General features: G+C 61.6%; 14 protein-coding genes and 1 tRNA gene. 4 read left to right on the top strand and 11 right to left on the bottom strand.

The window, feature by feature from the left end:
• Window positions 1-89: 89 nt before the first annotated feature.
• The 5 genes from HJB84_RS05630 to tesB form a co-directional block, all read right to left on the bottom strand.
• Window positions 90-758: an outer membrane lipoprotein carrier protein LolA gene (locus tag HJB84_RS05630; RefSeq protein ID WP_221115449.1), complete on the bottom strand. Its 669-nt coding sequence runs from the start codon at window positions 756-758 to the stop codon at window positions 90-92.
• 139 nt (window positions 759-897) lie between these two features.
• Window positions 898-3567: a DNA translocase FtsK gene (locus HJB84_RS05625; protein WP_221115448.1), complete on the bottom strand. Its 2670-nt coding sequence runs from the start codon at window positions 3565-3567 to the stop codon at window positions 898-900.
• Between the two features lie 248 nt (window positions 3568-3815).
• Window positions 3816-5168, bottom strand: coding sequence for an ammonium transporter (locus HJB84_RS05620; protein WP_207582171.1), 1353 nt, complete (start codon window positions 5166-5168; stop codon window positions 3816-3818).
• A 25-nt stretch (window positions 5169-5193) separates the two neighbouring features.
• A complete protein-coding gene (locus HJB84_RS05615) occupies window positions 5194-5544 on the bottom strand; it encodes a P-II family nitrogen regulator (RefSeq protein WP_003543684.1) in 351 nt (116 codons plus the stop codon).
• A 221-nt stretch (window positions 5545-5765) separates the two neighbouring features.
• Window positions 5766-6650, bottom strand: coding sequence for an acyl-CoA thioesterase II (gene tesB / locus HJB84_RS05610; RefSeq protein WP_221115447.1), 885 nt, complete (start codon window positions 6648-6650; stop codon window positions 5766-5768).
• Window positions 6651-6734: 84 nt separating this feature from the next.
• On the opposite strand from tesB, the gene HJB84_RS05605 reads away from it, so the two are divergent.
• Window positions 6735-7949: a ubiquinone biosynthesis hydroxylase gene (locus HJB84_RS05605; protein WP_221115446.1), complete on the top strand. Its 1215-nt coding sequence runs from the start codon at window positions 6735-6737 to the stop codon at window positions 7947-7949.
• Between the two features lie 17 nt (window positions 7950-7966).
• Here the strand turns inward: HJB84_RS05605 and HJB84_RS05600 are convergent, their stop codons facing one another.
• The 4 genes from HJB84_RS05600 to HJB84_RS05585 form a co-directional block, all read right to left on the bottom strand.
• Entirely contained in the window at window positions 7967-8155 is a 189-nt protein-coding gene (locus tag HJB84_RS05600) for a Trm112 family protein (RefSeq protein ID WP_003589705.1), read from the bottom strand.
• A 9-nt stretch (window positions 8156-8164) separates the two neighbouring features.
• On the bottom strand, window positions 8165-8851 hold the full coding sequence (locus HJB84_RS05595; protein WP_207584400.1) for an LON peptidase substrate-binding domain-containing protein: 687 nt from the start codon (window positions 8849-8851) through the stop codon (window positions 8165-8167).
• A gap of 174 nt (window positions 8852-9025) precedes the next feature.
• Window positions 9026-10000, bottom strand: a complete 975-nt coding sequence (gene trxA / locus HJB84_RS05590; protein WP_207582174.1) for a thioredoxin — start codon at window positions 9998-10000, stop codon at window positions 9026-9028.
• 159 nt (window positions 10001-10159) lie between these two features.
• Window positions 10160-10669 (bottom strand): prolyl-tRNA synthetase associated domain-containing protein, encoded by a 510-nt coding sequence (locus HJB84_RS05585; RefSeq protein WP_207582175.1) that lies wholly within the window; start codon window positions 10667-10669, stop codon window positions 10160-10162.
• Between the two features lie 256 nt (window positions 10670-10925).
• Between HJB84_RS05585 and HJB84_RS05580 the strand changes: the two genes are divergently transcribed.
• From HJB84_RS05580 to HJB84_RS05570, 3 genes are all read left to right on the top strand, one after another.
• A tRNA-Gly gene (locus tag HJB84_RS05580) sits at window positions 10926-11000 on the top strand.
• Window positions 11001-11408: 408 nt separating this feature from the next.
• The gene (locus HJB84_RS05575; protein WP_221115445.1) at window positions 11409-12851 is read left to right on the top strand and encodes a M81 family metallopeptidase; all 1443 of its coding nucleotides are present in this window, start codon (window positions 11409-11411) and stop codon (window positions 12849-12851) included.
• Window positions 12852-13218: 367 nt separating this feature from the next.
• Window positions 13219-14553 (top strand): glucoamylase family protein, encoded by a 1335-nt coding sequence (locus HJB84_RS05570; protein ID WP_221115443.1) that lies wholly within the window; start codon window positions 13219-13221, stop codon window positions 14551-14553.
• 101 nt (window positions 14554-14654) lie between these two features.
• Here the strand turns inward: HJB84_RS05570 and HJB84_RS05565 are convergent, their stop codons facing one another.
• Both HJB84_RS05565 and HJB84_RS05560 read right to left on the bottom strand, forming a co-directional pair.
• Window positions 14655-15692, bottom strand: a complete 1038-nt coding sequence (locus HJB84_RS05565) for an ABC transporter ATP-binding protein (RefSeq protein ID WP_207582196.1) — start codon at window positions 15690-15692, stop codon at window positions 14655-14657.
• Window positions 15689-17353, bottom strand: a complete 1665-nt coding sequence (locus HJB84_RS05560) for an iron ABC transporter permease (RefSeq protein ID WP_221115442.1) — start codon at window positions 17351-17353, stop codon at window positions 15689-15691. Before HJB84_RS05560 ends, HJB84_RS05565 begins: the two co-directional genes overlap by 4 nt.

The raw sequence follows: 17353 nt of genomic DNA, 5'->3' as shown, positions 1-17353 counted from the left end.
TTCATGCTTTCATGAAAGGGCTTTAGAACAAAGGCGGATGGGAGGGAACCGCCCGCGTGCAAAACAGGGGACAGTCAACCAAAAAGGCGTCAGTCGCGGGACTGAGGCGTGCCCGGAATGGTCTCATAGGGCACGCGGAACACGCGATCGTCGAACTGCATGCCTGTCTTGACGTTGAAGATCATCACCGACGTGTCCTTGCCCTGGTTGTCGGTGATCGTCCACTGACGCAGGTCGTAGGTCTTCGGGTCGAACATCATGGTGATGGTCGAGCTGCCGAATACCGTGTTGTTGCCGAGCGCAATCGTCGTCAGATCCGACTCTTCCTTCACGCGCTTCACCATGCCGGCCGAGAGGTCGATGTGCTGCGCCAGGAGCAGGCTGAGCGGCGTCTTCGAGAGCGGATAGAGGTCCCAGGTTTTCAGCTTGGTATTGCCGATGGCGACGTTTTTGCCGTCGGCGATCACCCGCATCGGCGACGGGTCGTCATAATTGAAGCGCAGTTTGCCGGGCCGCTGGATGAAAAACTTGCCGCCGGTCTGCTCGCCGCGCGGACCGAACTGCACGAATTCGCCCTGCATCGTCGTGACACCGGAGAAGTGGTCGGCGATCGCCTGCGCGGTGCCGGAGGCGGGAGCTGCCGCCTGCGCATAAGCGCCGAAGGGAATGGCGCTCACCATCGCAGCGACGGCAAAGGCGCCGAGAAGATCGCGGCGCGTTACCGCCAGGCCGGAGAGGAAGGGGTCGGAGTTACTCATCTAAATCTCCTTTATGCGATCTGCATGCTGCCGAAAGGCGGCGTCTTCAAGGCGTTGCGATCGGCCCGCGAGAGGTAACGGCTTCGACGCTGTCAGGTTTCCGCAAAACCGGCCCTATTGGAAATATATGCCGATTATTTCAGCGGTCGAGGATGTCGCCTTCGGTCGGAACAAGAATCTCGCGTTTGCCGGCATGATTGGCCGGCCCGATGATGCCTTCCTTCTCCATCCGCTCGATGAGCGAGGCGGCCCGGTTGTAGCCGATGCCGAGCCGGCGCTGGACGTAGGAGGTCGAGGCCTTGCCATCACGCAGCACGATGGCGACGGCCTGATCGTAAGGATCTTCCGAATCCGAGAGGTTGGACGTACCGGCCGGGCTACCGCCGCCGTAATCACCATCTTCGTCGTCGTCGGCGGTGATCGCATCGAGATACTGCGGCGAGCCCTGGGTCTTCAGGTAGGAGACGATCTCTTCCACCTCGACATCCGAGACGAACGGACCATGCACGCGCTGGATACGTCCGCCGCCCGCCATGTAGAGCATGTCGCCCATGCCAAGAAGCTGTTCGGCGCCCTGTTCGCCAAGGATAGTGCGGCTGTCGATCTTCGAGGTGACCTGGAAGGAGATTCGGGTCGGGAAGTTCGCCTTGATGGTGCCGGTGATGACGTCGACCGATGGCCGCTGTGTCGCCATGATCACGTGGATGCCGGCCGCGCGCGCCATTTGCGCCAACCGTTGCACGGCGCCTTCGATATCCTTGCCGGCGACCATCATCAGGTCGGCCATTTCGTCGATGATGACGACGATATAGGGCATCGGCCTGAGGTCGAATTCTTCGGTCTCGTACATTGCCTCGCCGGTGTGACGGTCGAAGCCGGTCTGCACCGTGCGCGAGATCGCCTCGCCCTTCGACAAGGCCTGCTCGACGCGGGTGTTGAAGCCGTCGATGTTGCGCACACCGATCTTCGACATCTTCTTGTAGCGCTCTTCCATCTCGCGCACGGTCCATTTGAGCGCGACGACAGCCTTCTTCGGATCGGTGACGACGGGCGAAAGCAGATGCGGGATGCCGTCATAGACCGAAAGTTCGAGCATCTTCGGGTCGATCATGATCAGCCGGCATTGTTCCGGCGTCATGCGGTAAAGCAGCGACAGGATCATCGTGTTGATGGCGACCGACTTGCCGGAGCCGGTGGTGCCGGCGACGAGCAGATGCGGCATCTTGGCGAGGTCGGCGATGACGGCTTCGCCGCCGATCGTCTTGCCGAGCGCCATGGCGAGCTTAGCCTTGCTGCCTTCGAAATCCCTGGAGGCGATAAGTTCACGCAGATAGACGGTCTCGCGCGTCTGGTTCGGCAATTCGATGCCGATCGCGTTGCGGCCGGGCACGACGGCGACGCGGGCGGCAATGGCGCTCATCGAGCGGGCGATATCGTCGGCAAGGCCGATGACGCGCGACGACTTGATGCCGGGCGCCGGCTCCAGTTCATAGAGCGTGACGACCGGGCCGGGGCGGACATGGATGATCTCGCCCTTGACGCCGAAATCCTCAAGCACGCCTTCGAGCATGCGGGCGTTCTGCTCCAGCGCATCGGCTGATAGCGTCGAGTCGCGCACGACATTCTTCGGTTCGGCAAGCAGATGCATCGAGGGCAGCTGGAAACCCTCCGGACGGATGAACGAGCCCTGCGCCTCCCGCTCGATGCGGGCGCTGGGCTTCGGACGCGAGACCAAAGGCACGACGCGCGGTTCCGGCTTGCCGGCGGCCTTTGCCGGTGCGCGGATCATCCAGTCGTCGTCGTCATCATCGGGCAGAATATCGGCCGGGCGCGGCGGCATGTCGGCATCGAAGGGCAGATCGTCGTCATCATCGTCGTCATCGACGGAAAGCGACGGTGCAGAGACGATACGCCGCGGCGATGCTGCGCGTGCCTCCATCGACGGCTCCATGCGCTCGCCGCGGACGGTGGGCGCCTTGGCGCGGACGGGTTCGTTCAGGGTGCCGAACTCGTCATCGTTGAAATCATAGGGTGATTCGAAATCGCCCTGGCGGCGCTTGCGCGGCCCCATGCCGAAGAGCCGGCGCAGCCGCCCTTGGCTCATGTACCAAGCATGGGTCATCGCACCGCTAAGAGCGACCCAGCGCGACTCGTCGTCCTCGTCCTCGTCTCCGACGACGCGGACCTTGCTTGTTGTCCCGACGCAATCTTCCTCGATCTCCTCCTCGGAGTCGCTGCGGCCGACGAGGCCCGACGCAAATAGCATCATCCAGGCGGTCGGCGCGGCAAAGATGCAGCCGACGACCATGGCGAAGGTGCCGGTGGGATAAGCGCCGACGAAGAGTGCGGGAAAACGCAGGATCATGTCGCCGATGACGCCACCGATCCCGTTCGGGATCGGCCAAGTGAGCGGCGGCGGGAAGCAGCCGATCACGGCGCAGGAAAGCACCGTACCGGCAAGCCAGGCGCCGGCTCGGGCGGGGATACGGCTGAAGCGGCGGCCCGAGATCAGCGTCAGCGCCCAGGCGACGATCGGCAGCATCGAAATGACGCTGGCAAGGCCGAGAAACTGCATGACGATATCGGCAAAGGCAGCGCCGCTATAACCGAGGATATTGGTCGGCAGATTGGCAGTGGCATAGGAATAGCTCGGATCGGCAACGTTCCATGTCGCCAGCGCCGCGACGCAGAGCGCCAATAGCAGAAAGATCGCAAAGCCGATGAGGGCCTGGATCTGCCGCAGCATGAATGCCGAGAGGGAGAACCGATCCGGACGGCCATCCATCGCCGGCGACGTGCTTCTTGCCATGTGTCTAACCCGTCCAATGCCTGAGGGCAGGCGAATCACCGAAGCTTCGCCATGCCAAAATGCGTCCGCTCCACCTAATCAGAGCCGGGTTAAAGCGATGTTAACCATGCACGCCTGGACGTGCATTCGCGACAGGGAAATAAAAAAAGCCCGAACCTTGAGAGGTCCGGGCCAAATGCGGTCTATGATTAGATAGGCCGCGACGGGCCGTGGAGCGGCGCCCTTAAGCCAGGCGCCGCAAAGCTGATTTACGAGTGGTAGGCGGCTTCGCCGTGGGTCGCGAGGTCGAGACCTTCGCGCTCGGCTTCGACGCTGACGCGCAGCCCGATGACGACATCGACGATCTTGTAGAGGATCGCCGAACCGACGCCGCACCATATGATGGTAGTGAGAACGGCAATGAGCTGAACAACGACCTGGCTTCCCATCGTCACACCTTCGACATAGCCGACGCCGCCGAGCGACGCGCTGGCGAAGACGCCCGTTGCGATAGCGCCGAATATGCCGCCCACGCAGTGCACGCCGAAGACGTCTGCGGTGTCGTCATAGCCGAACTTGTTCTTCACGACGGATACGAAGAAGTAGCAAAGCGGCGAAACGGCTAGGCCCATGACAATCGCGCCCATCGGACCGGCGATTCCAGCAGCCGGCGTGATGGCAACGAGACCCGCAACCATGCCGGAAGCACCGCCGAGCATAGACGCCTTGCCACGAGCAAGGGTTTCGACGAGCGTCCAGGAAACGATGGCAGCTGCGGTCGCGATGAAGGTGTTGACCGTTGCAAGCATCGCACCGCCGGAGGCTTCGAGGTTGGAGCCCGCGTTGAAGCCAAACCAGCCGACCCAGAGCATCGAGGCGCCGACCATGGTCAGCGTCATCGAATGCGGTGCCATCATGTCCTTGCCGTAGCCGGTGCGCTTACCGACCAGAAGAGCGCCAATGATACCAGCGATACCGGCATTGATGTGGACGACCGTACCCCCTGCGAAGTCAAGCGCGCCCATCTTGAAGAGCATGCCGTTCGAATCCCAGACCATGTGCGCGATCGGAAAGTAGACGAAAGTCGCCCAAAGTGCGCAGAAGAGAACTGCAGCCGAAAATTTGATGCGCTCGGCGAAAGCCCCGATGATCAGGGCAGGTGTGATCGCTGCGAAGGTCATCTGGAATAACATGAAGATGAATTCCGGAATGACGACGCCCTTGGAGAAGGTTGCAGCCGTGGTTGCCGTGGAAACGCCGGAAAGGAACATCTTGGCTGTGCCGCCCCAATAGGGGCTGTCCGAACCGCCGAAAGCGAAGGAATAGCCGTAAATCACCCAGATCAGCATAACCACCGCGCCGATCATCGTGCACTGCATCAAAACGGAGAGCATGTTCTTGGCGCGAACGAGACCGCCATAGAAGAGTGCTAGGCCGGGCACCAGCATGAACAGCACAAGGATCGTGGAAATGAACATGAAGGCAGTATCGCCCTTGTCCGGCACCGGTGCTGCAGCCGCAGCCGGTGCAGCTTCCTGCGCGAAAGCGACGGCCGGCGCGAGAAGCGCTGCCGAAGCTGCGCAAATCCGCGCAAAGGTGGAAGAAAACTTCGAAATTGACATTGGAAAAAGCTCCTTGATCTGCCGCTTACAGCGCTTCTGAATCGGTTTCGCCCGTACGGATGCGCACGGCATGGTCGATCGAATAGACGAAAATCTTGCCGTCGCCGATCTGACCGGTCTTGGCCGATGCCGCGATGGCCTCGACCGCCCTGTCGACGAGTTCCGATGCAACCGCGATTTCGATCTTGAGCTTCGGCAGGAAGCTGACCGCATATTCGGTGCCGCGATAGATTTCGGTATGCCCCTTCTGGCGCCCGTAGCCCTTCACTTCGGTCACGGTCAGCCCTTGAATGCCGATCGCCGTAAGAGCTTCGCGGACCTCATCGAGCTTGAACGGCTTGATAATAGCCATCACAATTTTCATCTGGTTTCCCATCCTTCGTTATCCTCGGCGCGGAGCCGACTCTCCTTGCCGCTGACGTTCCTGAACAGCGACCGGCGATATACATTCAAGGGACGTGCCAGATTCGAGGCATGGAATAACTTATTGAAAAATAACGATTATAATACCGGGCGCCAATAAACAGGCAAATGATCGGCAAATGACCGGCCATCAATCGCACAAATAATGCGCAATTTTAAAAAGATGCGTATTTTTTATTCATTTGCCTTTTTCCGAATCAAACCCTCCTGTGCGACAGAGGCAATCAGCTTACCCGATCGGGTAAACAGGCTACCCCGGGTCAGCCCTCTGGCACCCGACGCCGACGGGCTGTCCTGCGTATAAAGCAACCAGTCGTCGAGCTTGCAGGGCCTGTGAAACCACATCGAATGATCGAGACTTGCCACCTGCAGGCTCTGATCGAAGATGGAGGTGCCGTGTGCATAAAGCGACGTATCGAGCAGGGTCATGTCCGAGAGATAGGCAAGCACGGCCGCCTGATAGAGCCGGTCGTCGGGAACCGGGCCGGTGGCGCGCACCCAAACGTCTTGTTTGGGATCGAGCTTCTTGTCAGAAAAATAATGCGTCAGCGAGACGGGACGGATCTCGATCGGCCGCTCGCGCTGCCAGTATTTTCGGATCGCCTCCGGCGCATGCGCGAGATATTGCTCCTTGATCTGCTGTTCGCCAAGCAGCGCTTCGGGCATTGTCACCTCAGGCATGACGATCTGGTGATCGAAGCCCGGCTCCTCCACCTGGAAGGAGGCCGACAGCGTGAAGATCGCCTTGCCGTGCTGGATCGCGACGACGCGCCTGGTATTGAAGCTCGATCCATCGCGGATGCGCTCCGTCTGGTAGATGATCGGCACCGAGGGATCGCCGGGCCGCATGAAATAAGCATGCAGCGAATGGACGAAACGCTCGCCCTCGATGGTGCGCTGCGCCGCCATCAGCGCCTGGCCGATCACCTGGCCGCCGAAGACGCGCTGCCAGCCGGCCTGCGGGCTGCGTCCACGGAAGATATCGACCTCGATCGGCTCCAGGTCGAGCGTCGAAAGCAGTGTCTCCATTGCCGAAGACCCGGTCGTCTCGCGCGTCATTTTGTATGTCTCCCGGCGGTAGGAAGTGAAGTTGCGATGATCTATATAGGTCACATCTGAGGCACAAGGTACGGGAGCGGCGCGATGCTGGACATGCTGGTTGTGGGCGGGGGTTATGTCGGCCTTTCCGCCGCTGTCGCGGTCAAACAGGCAGCCCCCCATCTGAATGTCGTCGTCGTCGAGGCGGCCCCGGAGCATGTCTGGAAAAACGACACGCGCGCTTCCGCCGTCATCGCGGCGGCGTCGAAGATGCTCGAGGTCTTCGGCATCTGGAATGAGATCGAGCCGGAAGCCCAGCCGATCACCAAAATGATCGTTACCGACTCCAAGACCTCTGATCCGGTGCGCCCGGTTTTTCTCACCTTCGACGGCGAAGCGGCGGAAGGCCGGCCTTTCGCCCACATGATCCCGAATGTCGCCATGGTCGCAGCGCTGCGGGGCGTCTGCGAGCGGCTCAGCATCGACATCCGTCACGGGCTCGGCGCCACGGAGCTGAAGACGCACGACAGCCACATAACCGTCACGCTTTCGGATGGCAGCGCGCTGGAGAGCCGGCTGTTGGTTGCCTGCGACGGCGTGCGCTCGACGCTGCGCGATCTCGCCGGCATCAAGACCGTCACCTGGAACTACGGCCAGTCGGGCATCGTTGCCACGGTCGAACATGAGCGGCCGCATGATGGCTGCGCCGAGGAGCATTTCCTGCCGGCCGGTCCCTTCGCCATCCTGCCGCTCAAGAACAATCGCTCCTCGCTCGTCTGGACGGAGCGGACACATGATGCCGATCGGCTGGTCGCCGCCGACGACCTGGTCTTCGAGGAAGAGCTCGAACGCCGCTTCGGCCACAAGCTTGGGGCGCTGAAAATCATCGGCGACAAACGCGCCTTCCCGCTCGGCCTGACTCTGGCACGCGCCTTCGTCGCACCGCGTTTCGCGCTGGCCGGCGACGCCGCCCACGGCATTCACCCGATCTCAGGCCAGGGCCTCAATCTCGGCTTCAAGGATGTAGCGGCACTTGCCGAAACGATCGTGGAGGCTGATCGGCTCGGCCTCGATATCGGATCGATCAACATTCTCGAACGCTACCAGACCTGGCGCCGCTTCGACACCTTCCGTATGGGCGTGACGACGGACGTGCTGAACCGGCTGTTCTCCAACGACGCAACACCGATCCGCATCGCCCGAGACGTCGGCCTCGGCATCGTCGACCGGCTGCCGCGCCTCAAATCTTTCTTCATCGGCCAGGCGGCTGGAACGACGGCAAAGGACAATCCGCGGCTGCTGGCAGGCCAAGTCATTTGATGGTGATTTAAAGACGCCTATTCGTCGAGGCGACGGGCTTCGGACACCAGCATGATCGGAATGCCGTCGCGGATCGGATAGGCAAGCCGCGCCTTTTCCGAGACTAGCTCATTGTGTTCGCGATCATAGGAAAGCCGGCCCTTGGAGAGCGGGCAGACCAGCAGATCGAGCAGCTTTGGATCGACGCGGCTGAGTTTTTCATCCATGGCTGAAGTCTACTGCAGAACCGTGTCGGAGTCACCGAAGACCCGCGCCAGCACGATCTCGGTAATGGCGATCAGCGTTTCGGCCCGCGTCTTCAGATCGGGCGCTTCCAGCAGTGCCTGCTTTTCAGCCGGTCCGAACGGCGACATCATCGCCAGCGAATTGACAAGCGTCAGATTGCTCGCCCGCTCGACGCTCTCCCAGTCCGCTTCCAGCTTGTTGGCATCGAGATAGGCCTTGAAGGCAGTCAGAAGCGCTGCGCGGTCGACCGCCTCCTCCTCGTTCGCGGCCGAGAGATCGGCGATGAACGGCGCGATACGGAAGGTGCGGAACGGATCGCTGGTTGCTTTCTCCTCAAGCAACCGAAAGCGGCAGACGCCGGTCAGCGAGACGATATAGCGGCCGTCGCCAGTTTCGGCGAAGGAGGTGATGCGGCCAAGGCAGCCGACGGCGGCAAGATTGGGATCGCCGCCCTTGTCTTCGTGTTCGCCGAGCGCCGGCTGCACCATGCCGATCAGCCGGTTTCCCGTCAGTACAGCATCCAGCATCGCCAGATAACGCGGCTCGAAAATGTTGAGCGGAAGCTGCCCGGCCGGCAGAAGGAGGGCACCGGTCAGGGGAAAGACGGCGATTGTATCAGGCAGATCGCCCGGCTTCAGGTATCTGGCATTCCCGACTTGCATGAAACCGTCCCGCATTCTTGTAACGGGCATGCCCGTCCTCACGAGAATGTGGTGCCCCCGTCCGAAAACGCAAGGGCAGTTGCTCGAAACTTAGCGCCTACCTCCGAAAATCCGAATCGCCTTTCAACAGGATCAGACAGGGATACAAAGCAATACAGCGCCTTGCCGCCCTGTCGGACCCGCGGCGCTTTACGAGAACAGCATCGCCGAAAGCTTGCGCCGAGCCGAAATCGTCGCCGGATCCTTGAAGCCCCAGACCTCGAAGAACTGCAGCAGCTGGCGACGGGCGCCGTCATCGTCAAAGGCGCGGTCCTTGCGCATGATCAGCAGCAGGTGCTCGGCCGCTTCGTCGCGCCGGCCTTCGACATTGAGGATCTTGGCGAGCTTCAGCCGCGCCTCATGGTCGTCGGGGTTGACGGCAAGGCCACGTTCGAGCGCAACAGGATCGCCGAGCTTGCGGGCTTCCTCGATCTGTTCGAGCTTTTTCAGTACGGCCTGGATACCGGCGTCCTTCGCCAACTCTTCCGGCAGATCAGTCAGAGTTTCGCGCGCCCGCTCATGCTGGTTTGCGACGATCATGCACTCGGCCATGCCGGCAATCGCCTTGGCATTTTCGGGATCGGCCTGCATCACCGCGGCGTAGAGCTGAGCGGCCTCATTGATGTTGCCGGCGGCCAGCAGTTCTGCTGCTTCCGTAACCACGGCTTCGATCTCGGCCGCCTCATCGGCGCCGGCCGGGCCGGCGATGCGGTCGATGAACTGCTGAATCTGGCTTTCCGGCACTGCACCCATGAAGCCGTCGGCGGGGCGGCCGTTAACGAAGGCGATCACGGCGGGGATCGACTGGATGCCGAGCTGGCCGGCGATCGAGGGATGGTCGTCGATGTTCATCTTGACCAGCCGGACGCGGCCCTTGGCTTCGTTGACCACCTTCTCCAACACCGGCGTCAGCTGCTTGCACGGCCCGCACCAGGGCGCCCAGAAATCCACCAGCACCGGTTGATTGCGCGATTCCTCGATGACGTCCTTGCCGAAATTCGCGGTCGTGGTGTCGGTGATGTAGCTGCCGGCTGCAGCCACGGGTTCTGGGGTGGCGCCGAAGCTTGTCGTCGCCGTCATCTGATTTCCGAAGGAACTGTTATAGGGGTTGTCGCTGCCGCTCATAGGTATCTCCCGCCGCGCCGATCTTGCCGGCGTCTTTGCTAAAGCATGTCGCGCAAAAGTGTAGCGGTTTTGCGATCAAGACATGCACAAAACCAAAGGCCTAAAGCGCCGCAAGCGAAACTGAAAGTCCGCGACGCGCTTTAGCGCTAAAATCGTATGTCAGGACGTCACTTTCAAGACAAGCGGCTTATGCCCGGTCGCTTCCATGAAACGGATGAGATCGGAGCTCGCAATCGATGTCGTCGCATCGTTGGATAGCGGATGGCAGTTGATGATCTCCTCGCGCATCAGATCGGTATCGAGCACGAAGGTGACATTCGCCGCAGTATCGTTGATCGCGCCGAATGCAGTGACCGCGCCGGGAATGACGCCGAGATATTCCATCAACTTCTCGGGCCTGCCGAAGGAGACCCTGCCGGACCCGCCGATGGCATTATGCACCTGCTTGAGATCGACGGCAGCGTTTTCCTCGACGGTCAGCAGAAAATACCTGTCCTTCTTGTCCTTGACGAACAGGTTCTTGGTGTGGCCGCCGGGGATCTCGTCGCGCAGCGCAACCGATTCCGCCACGGTGAAAACCGGCGCATGGTCAACCGTCTTATGGGCAATGCCGAGCCCATCGAGAAAGGCAAACAATTCTTCTCTGGTCTTCGGGACATTTTCGGACATTGGGCAATCCATTGGATAGGAAGGGAAAAAGACAAGGCGTCCTGATTAAGTCCGTCGACATCGTTTGGCAATCTTTGCGGCCGACGCTTTGCCCCGCATTTGCGGCCTTTCCGCCCGGCCCGCGCGAGCAGGAGAATTTTTCTTCACCTCTCCGTCATTTCCCTGTTGCATTTGAAAACCCGTTAGGCCATATAGCGCCGGTCGCCGCGAGGCGGCGCCCACGGTCCAACAACTACCCCGGACCGATGTGGATTGAGCGGGTGTAGCTCAGGGGTAGAGCACAACCTTGCCAAGGTTGGGGTCGAGGGTTCGAATCCCTTCGCCCGCTCCAGTTTCTCAAATTTTCAAAGCCTTAGCGCACCTTTGCCGTGCAGGGTGCCTGTTCTGAATGTTTGCCGATCCGCGAGCTCGCTGATCGGCGAATAAGGGGCGTGTGCTCCTCGCGGCCGGGGCGCGTAAACTGCTGAGTTTGACGCGATCTTGCGTGCACCCAATGACTCGCCGCATAGCAACGCCACTCTGCTTGGCCTCGACCCATAAGATGATGTTCTGATCATCGTCATCGGCAGGAGCAGATGGCGCACTCAATGAGATGGGCCGCACCGCTTGCGACAATCCCTCACTTGGTGTCAGATGACCGGAGAAATTCTTGACGACAGCACCGGCCTCGAGGTCCAGGGCGCTGCCGGCATTGCGGCCCTACCTTCCTGATTGCTCCCAATATCAACTGAGGTTTCCCATGCGCATCGCCGTTGGTGGCATTCATATCGAATGCAGCACATACAATCCCGTCCTGAACGAGGAGAAGGATTTTCGCGTGCTGCGCGGGGACGCACTGCTGGCATCACCCTACTTTGGCTTCCTCAGGGATTACGACGCCGAATTCCTACCGACGATCCATGCCCGCGCCATTGCTGGCGGCCCGGTTTCACGCGCCACCTACGAGGCCTTCAAGGGCGAATTCCTCGAGCGGCTGAAGCCGATGCTGCCGCTCGACGGTCTCTACCTCGCCATGCATGGCGCCATGTATGTCGAGGGCATGGAGGATGCCGAAGGTGACTGGATTTGTGCGGCCCGCGCGCTCGTCGGCGAGGCCTGCACGGTGTCGGCAAGCTACGACCTGCATGGCAACGTCACCCAGCGCATCATCGATGCGCTCGATATTTATTCAACCTATCGCACTGCGCCGCATATCGATGTCGAGGAGACGATGCGCCGCTCGGTCTCCATGCTGGTGAAGAGCCTGAAATCAGGTGTGCGGCCGGTTGTTCTCTGGGCGCCGGTCCCGGTCGTGCTGCCCGGCGAGCGCACCAGCACCGTCGATGAGCCGGCGAAAAGCCTCTATGAGATGCTGCCCGAAATCGATGCGATTGATGGTGTCTGGGATGCATCACTGATGGTTGGTTATGTCTGGGCCGACGAACCGCGCGCCACGGCCGCCGCCATCATCACCGGCACCGACCGCACGGTAATGGAGCGCGAGGCCAGACGTCTCGCCAAGGCCTATTGGGATGCGCGCGAAGACTTTGTCTTCGGCTGCGAGACCGGCTCGTTGGAGGAATGCGTCGCGAGAGCCATTGCAAGCCCGACAATCCCCGTCGTGCTCGCCGAATCCGGCGACAACCCGACCGGCGGCGGCGTCGGGGACCGAGCCGACGTGCTGGCCGAGTTGATCGGCAGGGGTGCTGCCGGCGTCGTCTTCGCCGGCATCACCGACAAGGCGGCAACCGAGACCTGCTATGCCGCAGGCGTGGGCGCCAAACTGGACCTCAGCGTTGGCGCCTCACTCGACAGCGAGGGCAGCAAGCCGGTCAATGCTCGTTTCATCGTCAAGTTCCTGCATGGAACCGCCGAACCCGCCGACCGCCAGGCGGTGGTTTCGATCGATGGCATCGATCTCGTACTGTCCGCCAAACGCCGGCCCTATCACAACATAGCCGATTTCACCCGGCTCGGCCTCGATCCGCACAAGGCGAGGATCATTGTCGTCAAATCGGGTTATCTCTCTCCCGAGCTGGCGCCGATTGCAAATCCCAGCCTGATGGCGCTCTCGACCGGTGTCGTCGATCAGTTCGTCGAGCGCCTGCCACGGCTGCGCAAGCAGCATCCAACCTATCCCTTCGACAAGGATTTTGCCTTCGAGCCGCAGGTCTTCCTGTCGGCGCGTTCGGCGGGGACTTGAGACGACCGATCGGCGAGAGGCGTGTTTCATCTTCACTGCCTCGCGGCGCGATGCCAAGGGGTAGATGCGCGCAGTAGAGACTACGACGCCTCATACCAGCCTATACGATTGAGCGACTGTCACCCGTTCCGCGGAAGATCGGAGGAACCGAATATCGCCGGAAACAACGGCTGCGGACCGGCGCGTAACCGCTGCTTTTGCTGCACCGCTTATATGACTTCTACTAGATATTATTTCACCGATAATTATTAACGACCACTTCTGCCCATTTGTGTTCTCTTATCCCTGCGAATCAAAAAGGTTTGATTTGCCGGGGGACGGCCGTCATGTTCAAGCATGGGGCGATGCAACAGTTGGGTAGGAGCCTATGCTGCAACGGATTGAAGATATTGATGCAGCGCTTGTCGACAGGCTGCAGCATTCGGCATTCAAGTACTTCCTGAAATATTCCAATCCCGAAAATGGCCTGGTGGCCGATACCTCGATCGGCGGCGTGCCGGCAAGTATCGCAGCCGTCGGCTTTGCCCTTTCCTCCTATCCCGTCGGTGTCGAGCGTTGCTGGATCAGCCGCGCGGAAGCAGCCGAACGCACGGTCAATACGCTGCGGTTTTTCGCCGGCGCGCGTCAGGGCGAGGAACGCCACGCCACCGGCCACCGCGGCTTCTTCTACCACTTTCTGCATATGGATACCGGCCACCGCGCCTGGAACAGCGAGCTGTCGACCATCGATACGGCGCTGCTGGTCGCCGGCATCCTGACATCAGCGCAGTATTTCAACCGCGAAGACGACGAGACGGAAACGGAAATCCGTGAGCTCGCGACCTTCATCTACGAGCGCGTCGATTGGCGCTGGGCGTTGAACAAGGGCGACACCATTGCCATGGGTTGGAAGCCCTCTTCCGGCTTCCTGCGTTGGCGCTATCACGGCTTCGACGAGGCGATCATCCTTTACGCACTGGCGCTCGCATCGCCGACGCACCCCATCCCGCAGTCTTGCTACGACGCCTTTACGTCAAGCTATTCCTGGATGCTGCACGGCGAACAGTCCTATCTCTATGCCGGGCCGCTGTTCATCCACCTGTTCTCTCATGCCTGGATCGATTTCCGCGGCATTCAGGACAAGCCGATGGCGGAGCGGAACTGGGATTATTTCCGCAACACGCAGGCGGTCATCAACGTCCAGCGTGATTATGCCGAGCGCAATCCCGGCCAGTTCGTCGGCTATAACAAGAATATCTGGGGTTTCTCCGCCTGCGACGGCCCGCCGCCGACGCGGCGCATGCGCGGCGGCCGCCAGCCGAAGGTTCTGGGTTATGCCGCCCGCGGCGCCCCGCTCGGCCCGGATGACGGCACGATCGCACCCTGGGCAGCCCTCGCCTGCCTGCCCTATGACCGGCAGGCGGCTTTGGATGGCACCAAGGCACTTTTGACCAGCTATCCGAACCTGCTCTTGGAAGGCGGCTTTCCCGGCGGCTTCAACCCGACGGTCAAGACCACGCGGCCGGAAGGCTGGGTCGACGACCGCACCGTCGGCATTGATCAGGGTCTTCTCGTCATGACCGTCGAGAACGAGCGCTCCGACTTCATCTGGAAGCTGATGAGGCAATCGCCGGCCATCCGGCTCGGGCTCGAGCGCGCCGGCTTTACCGGCGGCTGGCTTGAAGGCATCGAGCCGCAAGAAGTGGTGCGCAAGTTCGGCTAAAGCAATTACAGGAAAAGTGCGAAGCGGTTTTCCGTCCGGAATTGCGTTAAAACAAGAAGTTATGGGGGTTCTGAGCGTCCTCGGACGCGCGACGCTTTCACTCAGCTCTCGAAAACATGCGCCTTGCCGGCGATATCGAGGCGAACGAGATCGCCTCGCGCCGGCAGCGCAACGCTCGAGGTCTTGATCAGGATCGGCGGCAGGGCAACACCGTCGAGCGAAACGGCAACGGTGCAGACCGCGCCGCCGAACTCCACCTCGACGACACGTCCGCCATGGTTGCGATCGCTTTCATCGGCAACGACGCGGATCTGCTCCGGCCGCAGCATGATCTCCGCTTTGCCCTGACGACTGCCTTCGACGGCGACGCGGCCAAGCGCGCAGTCGGCCAGACCGTTCCGAATGATCGCGGGAAGCAGCACGGCATCGCCGAGGAACAGTGCTGTCTCACGATCCCTGGGATGCAGATACAATGATTGCGGCGACCCGGCCTGAACCAGCCGTCCTTCTCTGAGCACCGCGACCTGATCGGCAAAGGTCAGCGCCTCTTCCTGATCATGCGTAACCAGAATGGTGGTAATGCCGGCCGCCTTGAGAACGCGCGCAACCGCCTTGCGCATGTTCTCGCGCAACCCGGTGTCGAGTGCCGAGAAAGGTTCGTCGAGCAGCATCAGCCGCGGCTTGCGGCCGAGCGCGCGGGCAAGCGCCACGCGCTGCTGCTGGCCGCCGGAAAGCTGATGCGGGCGCCGCACCAGCATGCCGCGGTCGAGCTCGACCATATCGAGCAGCTCGACGATACGCTTCTCACGGTCGGCCGCACCCCGCTCGAAGCCGAAGCCGATATTTTCGGCGACGCTTAAGTGCGGAAACAGCGCGCCGTCCTGCGAAACGATGCCGATGCCGCGCTTGTGAGCCGGCACCGTCGCGGGGCCGTCGGCAAGCACCTCGCCATCGAGCGTCACTCTCCCGACGTCGGGCTGCTCGAAGCCGGCAATGATGCGCAGCAGTGTCGTCTTGCCCGAACCGGACGGGCCAACGACGGCGGTGCGGCTGCCCGCCTGGACATCGAGCGAAATATCCTTCAGCGCCTGCACAGGCCCGTAGCGCTTGCTGATGTTTTCGATCGTAAGCAGCGTCATTGGCCGGCAGTCCGTTTCGATTGGGTATAGAGCATCAGCGTGAGCGGCAGCGACAGCACGATCATCATGAAGGCATAGGGCGCAGCCGAAACATAATCGATCTCGCTGGTCAGCGACCAGAATTTCGTCGCCAGCGTATCGACGCCGTTGGGCGACAGCATCAGGGTCGCCGTCAGTTCATTGGTAATGCCGAGGGCGGCGAGCGCGACGCTGGCCGCCGCTCCGGGTGCGGCAAGCCGCATGGTGATCTGCCGTACCGCCTGCCCTGGGGTGCGGCCGAGGCCCATCGCGGCGCGCTCCAGCTCCACCGGTGCCTGGGCGATGCTGGCGCGCAGCCCCACCATGGCGCGGGGCAGGAAAAGCATCACATAGGCGACGAGCAGCGTTGCAAAGGTCTGGTAGAGGGGCAGCACGAGACGCACGGTGATCGTCACCAGCGCCAGCGCCACGACGACACCCGGCAGCGAGCCGACATAGTAATGGCAGGCTTCGAGCACGCGCTGCAAACGGCCGGGCGCACGCACGGAAAGCCAGGCCATCGGTGCTGCGGCAATCGTCGCCAGCACGCCGCCGACAATGGCAAGCACGATCGTCTGCAGGAAAGCGCTGCCGACTTCGATGCGCCAGATCTCGGTGCCGCCGAGATAGAGCCAGCGGCCAAGCGTCACCAGCGGCACGCCGAGGGTCAGCACCGCCAGGACGACAGGCAGAAAAACGGCCGGCACCACGAACCAGCCGAGCCGGCGGCGATCTGTCGGACGCGGCGAGCCGGAGCCGACGCGTGCATACCGTTCGTTGCCGCGCACCAGCACCTCGAAGCCGAGCAGAAAAAGACAGCAGGCGACGAGCACGCCGCCGAGCATGTTGGAGGCGGGACTGTTGTAGGAGGACTGGAACTGATCGACAATCGCCGTCGCGAAAGTGTCGAACCGGATCATCACAAACAGGCCGTACTCCGAAAGCAGATGCAGCCCGATCAGCAGCGAGCCGCCGCAAATGGCGAGTCGGAGCTGCGGCAACACCGCCCGGAAGAAGACCCGCCAGGGATTGAGACCCAGCGAGGCCGCGGCATCCTCGATCGCCGGATCGAGACGGCGCAACGCCGCGGCGACCGGCAGGTAGAGAAAAGGATAATAGGCGATCACCGAGACGAAGACACCGCTCTGCAGGCCGTGCATGCCGGGGACGAGGCTGACCCAGGCATAGCTGTGTACGAAGGCAGGCACGGCGAGCGGAGCAATCGCAAGCCAGGCGCAGAGCCGCGCGAAAGGAATGTCGGTCCGCTCGGTCAGCCAGGCAAGCGTCACCGCAAGCGCGATCGATAGTGGAATGGTGAGCGATTCCAGCAGAACCGTGTTGACGAGCAGTTCGCCGACGCGCGGCCGAAAGACCAGGGCGTTTACCGTTTCCCAGCCGACATCATAGGTGACCCAGCCGATGAAGCCGAGCGGCACCAGGCTGAAGATCGCGACGACGGTTGCCAGCAGCACCACGGAAGCGTGCGGCATGGGCGCGCGCGGCAAACCCATCCGCCCCCCAGGCGCGACCGGCGCCGCGTTACCGGATGCGAGCAATCTGTTGTCCTGCAGCAAGGCCGATGCCTTTACACGCTGAAAAAGGAAGGCAACCGCTTTTGAGGAGCGGTTGCCGGATTTCGTCAT

This window comes from Rhizobium sp. NZLR1b, from assembly GCF_019685155.1.
GTDB lineage: Bacteria > Pseudomonadota > Alphaproteobacteria > Rhizobiales > Rhizobiaceae > Rhizobium.
The sequence above is the reverse complement of the archived record's forward strand: the minus strand, read 5'-3'. Positions and strand labels throughout refer to the sequence as shown.

Coding starts and splice junctions, on each gene's coding strand:
- HJB84_RS05630 (WP_221115449.1), bottom strand. CDS start 758: ATGAGTAACTCCGACCCCTTCCTCTCCGGCCTGGCGGTAACGCGCCGC.
- HJB84_RS05625 (WP_221115448.1), bottom strand. CDS start 3,567: ATGGCAAGAAGCACGTCGCCGGCGATGGATGGCCGTCCGGATCGGTTC.
- HJB84_RS05620 (WP_207582171.1), bottom strand. CDS start 5,168: ATGTCAATTTCGAAGTTTTCTTCCACCTTTGCGCGGATTTGCGCAGCT.
- HJB84_RS05615 (WP_003543684.1), bottom strand. CDS start 5,544: ATGGGAAACCAGATGAAAATTGTGATGGCTATTATCAAGCCGTTCAAG.
- tesB (WP_221115447.1), bottom strand. CDS start 6,650: ATGACGCGCGAGACGACCGGGTCTTCGGCAATGGAGACACTGCTTTCG.
- HJB84_RS05605 (WP_221115446.1), top strand. CDS start 6,735: ATGCTGGACATGCTGGTTGTGGGCGGGGGTTATGTCGGCCTTTCCGCC.
- HJB84_RS05600 (WP_003589705.1), bottom strand. CDS start 8,155: ATGGATGAAAAACTCAGCCGCGTCGATCCAAAGCTGCTCGATCTGCTG.
- HJB84_RS05595 (WP_207584400.1), bottom strand. CDS start 8,851: ATGCGGGACGGTTTCATGCAAGTCGGGAATGCCAGATACCTGAAGCCG.
- trxA (WP_207582174.1), bottom strand. CDS start 10,000: ATGAGCGGCAGCGACAACCCCTATAACAGTTCCTTCGGAAATCAGATG.
- HJB84_RS05585 (WP_207582175.1), bottom strand. CDS start 10,669: ATGTCCGAAAATGTCCCGAAGACCAGAGAAGAATTGTTTGCCTTTCTC.
- HJB84_RS05575 (WP_221115445.1), top strand. CDS start 11,409: ATGCGCATCGCCGTTGGTGGCATTCATATCGAATGCAGCACATACAAT.
- HJB84_RS05570 (WP_221115443.1), top strand. CDS start 13,219: ATGCTGCAACGGATTGAAGATATTGATGCAGCGCTTGTCGACAGGCTG.
- HJB84_RS05565 (WP_207582196.1), bottom strand. CDS start 15,692: ATGACGCTGCTTACGATCGAAAACATCAGCAAGCGCTACGGGCCTGTG.
- HJB84_RS05560 (WP_221115442.1), bottom strand. CDS start 17,353: ATGACGAAATCCGGCAACCGCTCCTCAAAAGCGGTTGCCTTCCTTTTT.